The following is a 13016-nucleotide window of genomic DNA, read 5'->3' as shown; positions in this document are numbered from 1 at the left end:
TTGTAACAAATGCTGATGAGTAAAGTGCAGACATTTCCTTTGGTATATTTAATATTGCTGGTAGGATGAGTTGAAAATAATAAAAAGGAATAACTGTGGCGATTTCTCAGCAATCAATAATTATTAATTTAGACGCTCACCAAACACTTCATTTACGCCGTATCAGCGATGAAAATCAGCAAGGGCCTGTCGTATTTTTTATGCATGGAGCTGTAGAAAACGGTAAAATTTTTTACACCCATTCTAATAAAGGACTAGCCCCTTTTTTGGCTGAGCATGGGTACCGATGCTATGTGGCTGATTTACGTGGCCGAGGTGATAGTAAGCCGATTATTTCAAGTGACGCTAAGTACGGTCAGACCGAGGCCATTTTAGAAGATATTCCAGCCTTTATTAAGCAAATAGGGTTGATTGAAGGCAAGAAGCCTGACTACTGGGTCGCTCACTCTTGGGGCGGGGTATTAATGAACAGCGCGTTTGCACGTTTTCCAGAATATATTAATGATGTAAAAGCGTGTGTGTATTTTGGCTCTAAGCGTTCTTTATTTAATAATCATCCTCAAAAATTATTACAAGCCAATTTAATTTGGTATTTTATGGCGCCTTTACTTGCTAAAAAACATGGCTATTTAAATGCTAAAGGTTATAAGTGGGGAAGCGATAACGAAACTCAAAAGTCGCATTATCAAAGTATGCAATGGGCTAAAAAGAAGCCATGGATAGATTCTGATGATAATTTTGATTATGCAAAAGCGCTAAACAACCTGCATTTACCGCCAACGCTTCATATTGCTGCGGTAAAAGATAAAGCATTAGCGCAACCAATCGATATTCAAAAATTTATGGACGAATCGGGGCTAGGCATTCAACAAATGCAAATTTACGGTCGTAAACACGGGCATAATTTTGATTACGATCATATTAATATGCTTACCCACCCAAGTGCGCGTGATGATCAATTTAAAGATTTACTTAATTGGTTTAAAGCACATCCGATTAATTAATTCTCATCAAGTAACTTTAAAAGAGGTGTTTTGTAACGCTCCCACTTAGCTATTGCGGCGTTATTAATAGGTTGGCGAATAGCATGTTTACTCAAGGTCGTTACCGGTGTTTTTTGTTTATAAAATGCTAAGCAGCGCGCTTCAAAACTACAGTTTAAAAAACCAAGTAACTGCGTTAGCTGCTCTTTTGGGTTACTCACTAAATCTTCGTAACTGACATCATAAATTGGCATCTCTTTAAAAGAGTGCCAATGGCTCATCAATTTTTCATACAACTTATGATAAAGCTTAAACTCAGGTAGTGAGCAAAAGTAAGGCTCGTTTTCAGCAAAGTAATTAGTGAAGATAGAAAATGCGGTGGCATTAAAATCACGACTTAAATTTATAAATTTAGCATTTGGAAATAGAATATATATAAGTCCGAGCGACTGATAATTACTCGGCAGTTTATTTATTATAAAAGGTCTGATGGGCGATGCTGTTTTTAATGTTGTGATATACAGCTCGCGGGCTTTTTTGATTAAATCCGGCGTTAAATGTGCTAAACATTGCGGGTAAGTCACTCCCGTTTTTTGTTCGATAAAAGCAACTGCGTTATTACTAATACTCGTGCTCTCTCCTAGGCTCGAAAACTGACTATGGCTTGCCAACATTTGCTCCACAAGGGTAGAACCACTACGAGGCATGCCAATAATAAATACAGGCGTGATATTACCCGTAAACTTTTTATCGGCAGAGGCTATAAACTCCTCGGTGTTGTATTTTATTATTTCATCGTAAAAAGGGGTTAAATCTTTAGTGTTAAATTCACTTAATTTTTTTTGTAATTTATTCGCCAATATAAAATAATTAAATGCTTGCTCGGTATCCTCAAGTGCATCGTAACTGTTTGCTAATGCGTAGTAACACACCATTTTTAAACGTAAATTACTCGTTTGAGTTAATAAGTGGTGCAAATTACTTACATAATTATGTTCTTTATCAAAGCGACCTAATTGTACAAGTTCAAATAAAATATGGCTGTTACAGGGTATACACCAATGCTGAGTGCATGAGCAAAAGTTGTATGAGCTTTATCTAACTCGCCATGTGTTAAATAGTGCTGTGCTAAGTAATAATGAGGTTCTGGATTATGACTTGCTAATTTTTTTGCGTATTCAAGCACCGTTAGTGCATCGTTTGGCGAATGAACACCGTTAAATGCATCAGCAAGGGCATGTAATGGTTCAAGCATATGAGGCAAGCGCTCACAAGCTTTTTGGAGTAGGTATACAGCAGCGTCGTAACGTTCTAGTCGTAAGGCAATTCTGCCTAAGCCAAATAAAGCCTCACCATTTTCAGGGTTACTATTTAAAATTGCTTTAAAATGGAACTCGGCTTCTTTGAGTTTATTTTGTTGCAGTAGTTGGTTGGCTTTTTCAAGTAGCATAGTTATACCAATTTTATTAAAAAAATAATCATTATATCGCATTAAATAGCGTACTCACTGCGTTAAAAATTATTCATATAGAGCAACTATATATCATAGTTTTCGCCTTGTTATTACGCTATTTTCTGAGCGCTATAATAGAACACTTATTCAATGCAATTGGTATTGTTCATTATTATTTTTATTAACTATAAAATTAAAAAGGCGAAATGTCTTTAACATTTCGCCTTTGGTTCTTCATGAAAATAGTTTAAAAAGCATATGTTGCTTTAGCGTAGTAAAAGCCACCGTTAATACCAAACGGAGATGTTTCGTAGAACTGACCACCCCAGTTGTTATTAGGGGTGCCCGTTGCATCTGCAAAATCAAGTTTTTCAGCATCTTGGTCGAATAAGTTTTGAGCACCTACTGAGAAGCTAACTGATTCATTTAAGAAGTAAGTTACTTCAGCATCAATAGTGACTGCAGCATCTGCTGTTTTAGCTGTTGCATCATAATCAACGTGAACACCTTGGTATTCGCCGTAGTAGTTTGCACGAGCAAATGCAGAAACTGATTCCCATTGTTGAGACAATGTGAACGTTGCACGATGATTAGGTAAATCTTCTTCTAAACGCTTAACTTTAAACGCACCTGTAATTTCACTAAATTTAGTTACTTCAGTATCATTCCAGTTATATGCAAGGCTAAATGTAGAGCTACCGCCCATTAATTCAGCTGTATAGTTTGCAACTAAATCGATACCTTGTGTCGTTGTGTCAAAGTCGTTTGTAAAAAAGCTTACCTGAGCAAGACCTTGTACATTAGGTACTCCTGCTGCTGCAAGGGTATCTTTGTCTGCTTGGCTTAAGTTGATTTTATCTGATTGGCTAATACGGTCATCTACTTGGATGTTGTAGTAATCAAGCGTTAAAAATAATTCGCCAATTGTGTATACAGCACCAAGCGTATAACTTTGTGATTCTTCCGGCTCAAGCTCTGTACCACCTAATTGCACTGCAATTGGGTTTGTTGGTGGAAGAAGCGCTGAATCTTGTAATACACCGCCATCTAAACTTGTTTGTACATTACTTACGTTAGCTTGACCAACCGTTGGTGCACGGAAACCACTGCTTACAGAACCACGAATATTTAAATCTTCAGTTAAATGGTATTGAGCCATTACTTTGTAGTTAGTGGTAGTGCCAAAGCTGTCGTAGTCTTCAAATCGAAGTGCTACGCCCATTAAGAAGTCTTCAGTAAACGGTGCTTCAACATCAACATATGCTGCATAGTTACGACGAGAAAATTCACCTGCTTGTGATGGTTTAAAACCAGGAAAGCCGTTAGAGCCAATACCAAAACCTTGTGCTGTTAAAGGGCCTGCAGTGTAAGATTCTTCATCACCAGAGACGATAGTGAATGTTTCTTCATGCCATTCAAAACCACCGGCAATGTTTACATCATATGCTAAACCAAAGTCGACACCCTTTGATAAATCAAAGTTAAAGTTTTTCTCTAGCTGTTCGTATTTACCTGGGCTAAAGTCACGTGGCGTATCTGCACCTAAAGAGGCATTAACCGTGTCGTAAATAAAGTAACGTGATTCATTTAAACCTACAGTGCCGCTTAAGTCATAGTAAGTATCTTTTAAGAAGCCACCAGTGAATCGACCTTTAGTACCAATAGTTAAAGAAGTATCAGTAATGTTGCCGCCAAAGTTAGGTGTAAAACCACCTGGAAGCATCTCATTAAAGGCAAAACAATCTGGGTTGTTTGCTACACCATTTATATAAGCAGGATCATCGAGTACGTTGCCATCTGTTATTGCAATAGTAGGACAATTAGCACTCATATCAGGTGTTGTGTCGGCAACGAGTAGTGTTTCACCACCATCATTTGAGTAAACGCCAGAACGTGTTTGCGGGTTACGGTAGTAAAAGCCACCACGTACATCACGTTCAGAGTAATTACCAAACATGTAAAATTCAGAATCGTTTGTTAGCTCTAAACCTACGTTACCAAAAAGTGTAATATCGTCGTTTACTTCTGGTGCGCCCCATACTTGTGCAAGAGAAGATACATCAGGAACACCGGCAGCTGAAAGTGCTGCGGCATCGGCACGTTGAACTGAGCGGCTTGTTGCATCAGCTGTTTTATATTGAAAGCTTAAATTAGCAAAGCCATTGTCGGTAAACGGTAAACCCACGTTACCCGACACTTGTGTTGTATCGCCGTCACCTTCATAAAATTGACCATGGCGGATTTCTAATTTACCACCTTCAGAAGCGTCTTTTAGTTGGAAGTTCATTACACCGGCGATTGCGTCAGAACCATACTGTGCAGCCGCGCCATCACGAAGTACTTCTACTTGTTTAATAGCAATGCTTGGAATAACTGAAATATCTGCGCCTTGCGCGCCATCGTTAATACCACCGCCTAAAAATGCGATTACAGAAGCACGGTGACGACGTTTGCCGTTTAAAAGAACCAATGTGCTGTCTGACGGTAAACCACGTAAGTTAGCTGGACGAACAAGAGAAGCCGCATCACTGATAGGGTTTTGGTGTACGTTAAACGATGGTACTGCACCTTTTAAAAGTTCAAGCATGTCAGTGTTACCTGACTTTTCAAGCTCTTCGCCGCCAATAATGTCGATTGGAACCGGTGAGTCACCTATTGAACGAGGAGCTGAACGCGTACCTACTACGGCAATTTTCTCTACGTTTTTATTTACTTTAGTTTGCTGTTGCTCGTCTGCTGCAATAGCAGAACCCGAAAAAAACAACCCTGCAGTGGTTGTAGCTAAAGCAAATTTGATTGCTTGGTTTAGCGCATTATTTTTTAATTTCATTCTAATTTTCCCCAGTTAGAATAATTCTTATTTTTGATGCTAATTTCACATCATTTATTTTTTACTTAATTTTTTGTTTCACATAAGTTTGAGGGTTTAGCTCAAAAGCCTAATCAATTAAGCTTACTTTTTGTGAAGTCCTATTTACAGACTATAGGTAAAAAACTGGAAGGGCAATTGCTAATTAACTATTTGATAACAAAAAGATTCAATTTAAGAAAAAATGCAACAATGGTGCAAAGTAAAGCTAAAATGAACTAAATAAGTGCAAATAGGGTTGTTGAGAGGAAAATTAATGCGTTATCAGTATTTAAATGTTATTTATTTGTTTCTTTTTGGTGGGGTTTTCAATGTTTTGTGCGCATCGCCAAGTTGCTAATTTTTCTTTATATTCATCCCACACGCAGGGGCAGCAACTGCCACCACCACAACATTCATCAGATTTTGGTTTTTCAGGTTTTTGCGGTAGTTGGTTTGTCATATTCAGTGTTGTTGTATGTATTTAATACTAATTTGGTGCAAAGGATAAGTTAAAGGATGTTGTAAGTAAATTATTCTTTGTGAACCCGTGCTGCTGTGTGAAAATAAAAGTTATGCGATTATATAAAGTTATTCACCGTGCACCTTGGCGGGTAGTTAAAATTAGTAAAAAACGCCAACAGCTGCGTTTTCGCCGTGCTATGGTGGCGCTTAAAATTGCACTTGCGCAAGAAAAACAAGAAACCAAAGAAATGCTCTCTATTTATAGGCGCTACACTCAAGGCCAAACAAGTAAAGAGGAGTTAAAGCGCGCTAATGAACAGTTTGTTGATATTTTAAAAGGGTTAGGGCTTGGTGTGTTTGCAGTATTACCTTTTGCCCCGCTTACAATTCCTTTAGTTGTTAAATTAGGGAGTTTAGTGGGAGTTGATGTACTGCCAAGTTCGTTTAATATGAACAAATCAATTAAAGAACTTGATGCTAAAATAGATCAAGAAAATCAAAAGCAAGAATCCAAAAATAGCTTAAAAAAGTAGCTAAAATCCCTTCAAATTAGCGATACCTTTTAGGTGCGCTTATTGATATGCTCTTAAGTACCATTTTTATATTATATGAGCTTTTTAATGAGTGCATTACTACGTCATACATCTTCTGGTATTCCTTTATCTTTTATTCTTAAAAACGAATTATCTGACTGGCAAGCACAGCAGCCTGCATTTATACAAAATTGGTTAACTAATACAGGTTTTGAAAAGCAAGGTGTTGCTTTAATTCCTGATGCTAAAACGGGCGAGTTAAGCCAGGTATTTTGTTTAATGCAAAGTAGCGATGATTTTTGGGCTGCGGGTAATTTAGCAAATACACTTCCTACTGGTACTTATCAAATTCAAGGCGAGAGCGCTTTTGTAGAGCAAGTTGCTTTAGGGTTTGTGCTTGGTGGTTACGAATTTAGTGAATATAAAGAAAAACCAACAGCAAAAGCGCAATTAGCCATTAGCGATAAAGCGTTGTTTGAGCGTATTAGCCAACAAGCTGATGCCATTACACTTGCACGTGATTTAGTTAATACACCAGCGGTAGACATGATGCCGCAACATTTATCGCAAGTAATGGAAGATTTAGCTGCAACTTACAATGGCGAATTTTCACAGTGGATTGGCGATGAGTTACTAGAGCAAAACTACCCGACTATTCACATGGTGGGTCGTGCAAGCGAAAATAAACCGCGTTTACTTGATTTAAAATGGGGCGCAACAGATGCTCCATTAATTACACTAGTAGGTAAGGGCGTATGTTTTGACTCAGGCGGACTTGATTTAAAACCAAGCTCTGGCATGCGTAACATGAAAAAAGACATGGGCGGCGCGGCGCACGTAATTGCACTAGCACAGCTTATTATGGCAGCTAACTTACCAATTAGATTACGAGTGCTTGTACCTGCTGTTGAAAATGCAGTATCGCGCAATGCATTTCGCCCGGGCGATGTTGTTAAAACACGCAAAGGCATTATGGTCGAAATTGATAATACAGACGCAGAAGGGCGCTTAGTATTGTGTGATGCATTAAGCGAAGCACAAAACGATAATCCTGAGCTAATTATTGATTTTGCTACCCTCACGGGTGCATGTCGTGTTGCACTGGGCACGGAGCTTCCGGGCTTTTTCTCAACAGAGCGCGATGTAGCAAACGGTATTATTGATGCAGGTTTAAGTGTACATGATCCTGTTTGGCAACTTCCGTTGTTTGAGCAATACAAAAACTTACTAAAAAGTGATGTAGCCGATATGGCAAACTGTGCAAGTACACCGTTTGGTGGTGCTATTACTGCAGCGCTTTACTTAAAAGAATTTGTTGAGCCAACAACACCGTGGGTACACTTTGATGTAATGGCGTGGAACTTACGTGCATTACCAGGTCGTCCAACGGGTGGTGAAGCATTAGGTATTCGTGCAGTGTTTAACTACTTACAAAATCGTTTTAATAAGTAAGTTTTTGATTCAATAGTAAGAACTTGAGCTTATGAGTTTTAAACCTCATAAAGCTCAAGTGGCAAGTTATCTGGATCGGCAAAAAAGGTAAACTTTTTGCCGGTTATTTCATCCACTCTAATATCCTCAACGTTTACATCGCACGACTCTAAATACGTTTTTGCAATCTGTACATCCGCTACCTTAAAAGCTAAATGTCTTAAGCCTTGTGCTTCGGGATAGCTTGGTCTTGCGGGCGATCCATCAAACGAAAATAGCTCTATTTGGCTACCATCGGGCATGGCTAAATCTAACTTATATGAATTACGATCAGCTCTAAAGTGCTCATTAATAACGTCAAGTTTAAGTACATTGCTATAAAAGTGTTTAGAACGTACATAGTCACTACAAATAATCGCAGCGTGATGAATACCTAAAAGCTTCAAGTTTAATTCCTTAAAAAGCAAAAACGCACTTAAATAAGTGCGTTTTAAATGTGGCTTATTACATGTTGTGTTAGCTAGGCTGCGCTTCTTTACATGCTTTAACAGCCGATGCTACAAGCTCTAAACCAGTTTTATCACATGGCGGTAAAGCGGCATCACTTACACTAATAGGCGTTACACGTTCGCCCCATTTTATGTAACTTGCAGCCCACGTAAGACCTGCACCAAATGCAGCAGACATAATATTTGAATGCGGTTTAATTAACCCTTGCTCAACCGCTTCACATAACGCAATAGCAATAGTCGCAGCAGAGGTATTACCATACTCACCAATGTTAACCATTACTTTTTCGTCAGGTACTTTTAAGCGATGCTGAATAGCCTGAATAATACGTAAGTTAGCTTGGTGTGGAACGAGTACATTAATGTCGTCAAGGCTCAAATCAGCTTGCTTAAGTACGTCGTCGCAGGCTTCACTCATACCTTTTACAGCACGTTTAAATATTTCACGACCTTCAAATAATAAATCAGAAGGGCCAATTGGCTCATACTTATTTAAATCGCTACCAAAGTTGGTGATGTGTAAAATATCGCGGTCTTCGCTGTCACAACCGGTTTTGGTACCAAGTAAACCAGCAGGCGTATCGGCAGCTTCAAGTATTACTGCACCTGCGCCATCGCCAAATAAAACAGCGCTGTCGCGACGTGCCCAGTTTACGTACCAGGTCATACGTTCAGCGGCAATGACCACGGCTTTTTTGATCATACCGGCTTGAATTTGTGCTGTTGCGGCTTGCAACGCATATAAAAAGCCCGAACATGCAGCGTTTGTATCCATTGCGGCAGCGCCTGTTGCACCAATATTTTTTTGCACTTGTGAGGCGGTATTTGCCACAACAGTAGAAGGTGTACAGGTTGCTAATATTACTAAATCAATATCTTTAGGATCAACGCCTGCGCACGCAATAGCATGCTTAGCAGCAACGGTTGCCAGCTCGGCGGTACTTACATGGCTCACTCGGCGAGATTTAATGCCTGTACGCGAGGTTATCCACTCGTCGGTGGTATCAACTATTTCACTAATTTCATCGTTGCTAATGCTTGCTGGTGGAATGCATTTACCCCAACCAGTGATATGTGCGTAAGGCATAGTATGTTCTCTTAAGGTGGTCTGACATGTATTACTAATGGGTGAGTTATACCAAAAAACGGCTTTCAAGACTAGTTTATAGCATGCTTTGTGTCGTAAATATTCGCAATTACAGGTTATTTAAGGTAATGCTAGTATAAAAAATGAGCAAGTATGAAAACAACACTAATAACAACATTCACTGCAATGACGCTGGCATTAATAGCAAATGGGGCTTTTGCTCAACAGCATAAAATTATTTATGCGGGCAGTTTACTTGCATCCGAGGATCAAAAAGTAAAAACAGAGCAAACGTTAGTCATAACAGATAATACAATAACAGCCATTAAAAACGGCTACCTCACAAAAGCAGAACTTAACCTACCTGATGCCGATGTTATAAATCTTAAAAATCAATTTGTAATGCCTGGTCTTATTGATATGCATGTTCACGTTACGTTTGAGCGAGATGCTAAAGCAAACCCTCACCGCTGGGCAACAGAACATGACGCCGATTATGCTTTGCGCTCAATTAAATATTTACAACGTACGCTCGATGCGGGTTTTACATCAGTGCGAGATTTAGGTAGCGATCACAAAGTAATATTTCCGCTAAAACGTGCTATTGAGCGAAATGATATTAACGGCCCTCGCATTTTTGCAGCGGGTAATACAATATCGCCTACCGGTGGGCACGCAGATATGCACGGTTATCGAAAAGATATTACAGATGCGGTTACAGGCGGGATTGGTATATGTAATGGCGCGGATGATTGTAGCCGTGCGGTACGCGAGGTAATTAAAAGTGGCGCTGATGTAATTAAAATTACTGCCACGGGTGGAGTACTAAGTAATACCGCGGCTGGTGTTAACCAACAACTTACAGATGCAGAGCTGATTGCAATTGTTGATACTGCTCATCACTTGGGTCGTAAAGTTACAGCGCATGCACACGGTACACAAGGTATAAAAGCGGCCTTAAAAGCCGGTGTAGATTCTATTGAGCATGGCTCTTATTTAGATAAAGAGGCAATAAAGTTATTTAAAAAAACGGGGGCTTATTTAGTACCGACGCTTTTAGCGGGTGCAACGGTAAGTGAAGATGTGCTTACAAATCCAAATATGCCACCGGCAATAGCCGACAAAGTGCGTGAAGTGACTCCAAAAATGCAAGCTTCGTTTAAACTTGCACTGAAAAACAAGGTTAATATAGCTTTTGGAACAGACTCTGGGGTGTCGCGTCATGGGCTCAATGCTAACGAATTTAGTTTAATGGTAAACAATGGTATGAGCGAAGCCCAAGCTATTAAATCAGCAACTATACATGCAGCTAAATTGCTGGGGCAAAGCGCACTCATTGGCGACTTGAGTGTTGGTAAACAAGCAGATATTATCAGTGTGAATGGCTCACCGCTTAAAAATATCGACGTACTTAAAAACGTGCAATTTGTTATGAAAGCCGGGCAAGTTTATAAACAATAGGGAAGGTTATGAGCAGCAAAATAAAAGTGTCGTTGTTTAATCATTTGATTGACGCTGAGCGCCAGTTACTAGACCCAGAAGTTCGCCAATCTGAGCGCGCATTAGATGCTTTACTCGATGATGAATTTATCGAAATTGCTGCCAATGGCACTACATTTAATAAATACCAAGTACTAACTCGTTTACCTACCGAGGTTGTGCCACAGTTTTATAATCAGCATTTTAAGGGCCGAATGCTGAGCGATGATGTAGTGCAACTTAGTTACCAAGCTGCTTTTAGGCGCTCTGCTCGCGCTGAGTTTAATTATTCATTGCGTATGTCGCTTTGGCGTAAAAGTAATGAACAATGGAAAATGGTGTTTCACCAAGGAACGCCTTGTGCGCCGTTTTCAATTTCGATGGATGATGATTAAAAATCATATAACCGTTAAAATAACCTTATTAAACATTTGATTGGGCAATAACCTGTTGTTAATGCGTACCGACCCCACCATTAGTCGATTATTAATGCTGCGAAGCGGCGCTATTGCCGTGCAATTAATTGCGGTACTTAGCGTTTATTTTTTACTAGAACATCAAATTGCATTACTGCCTTTACTTATTGTTATTGCCGTTGAGGCTGTGTTTCAGCTTATTAGCCTATTTGCTTATCGTAATGTAAGTCGCGCTAAACCTTTGGGTATGTTGATGCAGTTAACCGCTGATGTATTATTTTTAACGGTTTTGCTCTCACTAAGTGGCGGTGCAACTAATGCATTTGTATCACTGTTATTGCTCCCGATAATGATCGCAGCTGTTACGCTGCGAGAAAAAGGATTAGCTTATATTGCAGTATTAGCCATTGCCTCATACAGTTTGCTACTGATAAAGATGCCCGATCACAATATGCATCAAATGAATATGAGTGGTCACTTTATTGGCATGTGGGTCAATTTTGTTTTAAGTGCCAGCGTAATCGCACTTGTTATTGGCGCAATGAGCAGGGCACTTAAAGAGCGAGAGCGAATTATTGCAAACGTGCGTGAAAAACAATTACGTAATGAACAGCTTGTTACCCTTGATGGGGCCGCTGCACAAATAACCCATCAACTAGCGACCCCAATTGCAAATTTACAGCTATTGTTTGAAGAGTTATTAGAAGAGCAACCAAACAACCCCATTGTTAAGCACATGCAAGCGCCGCTTACTCAGTGTAGTACGCAACTTAACGACTTTAGAAAACTCTCAGAGCAATTACGCCTTAAAAATTCACAAGAGCATACCACCGTAAAGCAGCTGCAAACACAAATTACAGATACACTTTTACTGCAATACCCTGATCAGCACATTAAATGGATTACGCCACCTATTGCGGCAACGCTATTGAGTGATGCGATGTTATTGCCTGCTATTTTAAATTTATTGCAAAACGCCGCGCTTGCTAATCAAAAACAAGGTAAAACTCAATTAGAGCTGAGTTGGCAGCAAGATAACTTACATAGTGAATGCGTTTACTTGTTAATTCGCGATTTTGGCCCTGGCTTTTCATCATCGCAATTAGCAGAGCTGGGCGGACAACTTATGCCAAGCGATCAGGGAATGGGGCTTGCTGTACTTTTATCAAACGTTACTTTTGAGCGTTTAAATGGCTCACTTACTTTGTTTAACCATGCTGATGGCGGCGCTGTTGCCAAAGTTAAACTCGCTATTGTAAACATTGAGAATAACGCCTCATGAAGTTACTTATAATTGAAGACGACATTAATTTAGCCAGCACACTGGCAAGGCGCTTAACTAAACAAAGCTTTATCTGCGAGGTGGCGCATAATCAAAGTGATGCGTTACTTACCGCGCGTAAAATATTGCCCGACTTTGTTTTATTAGACATGAAACTAGGTGACGACAACGGGCTTGCACTCATAAAGCCGCTGCGTAGTTTGCTCCCCCAAACTCATATTGTTTTACTAACAGGGTTTGCAAGTATAGCAACCGCAGTAGAGGCAATGCGTTTAGGCGCAAACGATTACCTTACTAAGCCGGTTGATATGGCAACATTATTAAAAGCGCTTAACACCGAGCCTGTGCCATCGGCATCGAGTGTTATTGATGATGCGGTTATGTCGCCGGAGCGCTTAGAGTGGGAGCATATTCAACAAGTACTGCACAGTAATAATGGCAATGTGTCGGTTACCGCAAGGCAACTTAATATGCATAGACGTACTTTGCAGCGCAAGTTACAAAAAAAGCCGGTGCAGCAGTAATTTAGT

At 39.7% G+C, this 13016-nt stretch carries 11 protein-coding genes and 1 pseudogene; 7 read left to right on the top strand and 5 right to left on the bottom strand.

Going from position 1 to position 13016, the window contains the following annotated elements:
• Nucleotides 1–95: 95 nt before the first annotated feature.
• Nucleotides 96–1004, top strand: coding sequence for an alpha/beta fold hydrolase (locus I6F10_RS03425; protein ID WP_197098448.1), 909 nt, complete (start codon nucleotides 96–98; stop codon nucleotides 1002–1004).
• Here the strand turns inward: I6F10_RS03425 and I6F10_RS03420 are convergent.
• From I6F10_RS03420 to I6F10_RS03410, 3 genes and pseudogenes are all read right to left on the bottom strand, one after another.
• Nucleotides 1001–2433, bottom strand: a pseudogene (locus tag I6F10_RS03420) (tetratricopeptide repeat-containing sulfotransferase family protein). The gene I6F10_RS03425 and the pseudogene I6F10_RS03420 overlap by 4 nt on opposite strands.
• 250 nt (nucleotides 2434–2683) lie before the next feature.
• Entirely contained in the window at nucleotides 2684–5266 is a 2583-nt protein-coding gene (locus I6F10_RS03415) for a TonB-dependent receptor plug domain-containing protein (RefSeq protein ID WP_197098447.1), read from the bottom strand.
• Between the two features lie 310 nt (nucleotides 5267–5576).
• Nucleotides 5577–5747, bottom strand: coding sequence for an oxidoreductase-like domain-containing protein (locus I6F10_RS03410; RefSeq protein ID WP_010553991.1), 171 nt, complete (start codon nucleotides 5745–5747; stop codon nucleotides 5577–5579).
• Nucleotides 5748–5859: 112 nt separating this feature from the next.
• Here I6F10_RS03410 and I6F10_RS03405 point away from each other — a divergent pair, with 112 nt between their 5' ends.
• Together I6F10_RS03405 and I6F10_RS03400 are read left to right on the top strand one after the other, a co-directional pair.
• Nucleotides 5860–6282: a hypothetical protein gene (locus tag I6F10_RS03405; RefSeq protein ID WP_007582356.1), complete on the top strand. Its 423-nt coding sequence runs from the start codon at nucleotides 5860–5862 to the stop codon at nucleotides 6280–6282.
• Between the two features lie 87 nt (nucleotides 6283–6369).
• The gene (locus I6F10_RS03400) at nucleotides 6370–7734 is read left to right on the top strand and encodes a leucyl aminopeptidase family protein (protein ID WP_024605692.1); all 1365 of its coding nucleotides are present in this window, start codon (nucleotides 6370–6372) and stop codon (nucleotides 7732–7734) included.
• A 38-nt stretch (nucleotides 7735–7772) separates the two neighbouring features.
• On the opposite strand, the gene gloA2 is transcribed toward I6F10_RS03400, so the two are convergent.
• On the bottom strand, nucleotides 7773–8159 hold the full coding sequence (gene gloA2 / locus I6F10_RS03395) for an SMU1112c/YaeR family gloxylase I-like metalloprotein (protein ID WP_024605693.1): 387 nt from the start codon (nucleotides 8157–8159) through the stop codon (nucleotides 7773–7775).
• A 70-nt stretch (nucleotides 8160–8229) separates the two neighbouring features.
• Nucleotides 8230–9309: a ketoacyl-ACP synthase III gene (locus I6F10_RS03390; protein WP_197098446.1), complete on the bottom strand. Its 1080-nt coding sequence runs from the start codon at nucleotides 9307–9309 to the stop codon at nucleotides 8230–8232.
• 153 nt (nucleotides 9310–9462) lie between these two features.
• On the opposite strand from I6F10_RS03390, the gene I6F10_RS03385 reads away from it, so the two are divergent.
• From I6F10_RS03385 to I6F10_RS03370, 4 genes are all read left to right on the top strand, one after another.
• Nucleotides 9463–10770: a metal-dependent hydrolase family protein gene (locus I6F10_RS03385; RefSeq protein WP_197098445.1), complete on the top strand. Its 1308-nt coding sequence runs from the start codon at nucleotides 9463–9465 to the stop codon at nucleotides 10768–10770.
• A gap of 8 nt (nucleotides 10771–10778) precedes the next feature.
• On the top strand, nucleotides 10779–11183 hold the full coding sequence (locus tag I6F10_RS03380) for a nuclear transport factor 2 family protein (protein WP_024595765.1): 405 nt from the start codon (nucleotides 10779–10781) through the stop codon (nucleotides 11181–11183).
• A gap of 61 nt (nucleotides 11184–11244) precedes the next feature.
• On the top strand, nucleotides 11245–12486 hold the full coding sequence (locus I6F10_RS03375) for a sensor histidine kinase (protein WP_197098444.1): 1242 nt from the start codon (nucleotides 11245–11247) through the stop codon (nucleotides 12484–12486).
• Nucleotides 12483–13010, top strand: a complete 528-nt coding sequence (locus I6F10_RS03370) for a response regulator transcription factor (protein ID WP_007375575.1) — start codon at nucleotides 12483–12485, stop codon at nucleotides 13008–13010. Before I6F10_RS03375 ends, I6F10_RS03370 begins: the two co-directional genes overlap by 4 nt.
• Nucleotides 13011–13016 lie beyond the last annotated feature (6 nt).

Origin of the sequence: Pseudoalteromonas sp. SWYJZ98 (genome assembly GCF_015864495.1) — a bacterium.
GTDB lineage: Bacteria > Pseudomonadota > Gammaproteobacteria > Enterobacterales > Alteromonadaceae > Pseudoalteromonas > Pseudoalteromonas distincta.
This window is presented reverse-complemented; position numbering and strand designations above follow the sequence as displayed.

Excerpts from the sequence above, each read along its gene's own strand:
- I6F10_RS03375 (WP_197098444.1), top strand. The coding sequence starts at position 11,245 with ATGCGTACCGACCCCACCATTAGTCGATTATTAATGCTGCGAAGCGGC.
- I6F10_RS03385 (WP_197098445.1), top strand. The coding sequence starts at position 9,463 with ATGAAAACAACACTAATAACAACATTCACTGCAATGACGCTGGCATTA.
- I6F10_RS03405 (WP_007582356.1), top strand. The coding sequence starts at position 5,860 with ATGCGATTATATAAAGTTATTCACCGTGCACCTTGGCGGGTAGTTAAA.
- I6F10_RS03410 (WP_010553991.1), bottom strand. The coding sequence starts at position 5,747 with ATGACAAACCAACTACCGCAAAAACCTGAAAAACCAAAATCTGATGAA.
- I6F10_RS03400 (WP_024605692.1), top strand. The coding sequence starts at position 6,370 with ATGAGTGCATTACTACGTCATACATCTTCTGGTATTCCTTTATCTTTT.
- I6F10_RS03380 (WP_024595765.1), top strand. The coding sequence starts at position 10,779 with ATGAGCAGCAAAATAAAAGTGTCGTTGTTTAATCATTTGATTGACGCT.
- I6F10_RS03415 (WP_197098447.1), bottom strand. The coding sequence starts at position 5,266 with ATGAAATTAAAAAATAATGCGCTAAACCAAGCAATCAAATTTGCTTTA.
- I6F10_RS03370 (WP_007375575.1), top strand. The coding sequence starts at position 12,483 with ATGAAGTTACTTATAATTGAAGACGACATTAATTTAGCCAGCACACTG.
- I6F10_RS03390 (WP_197098446.1), bottom strand. The coding sequence starts at position 9,309 with ATGCCTTACGCACATATCACTGGTTGGGGTAAATGCATTCCACCAGCA.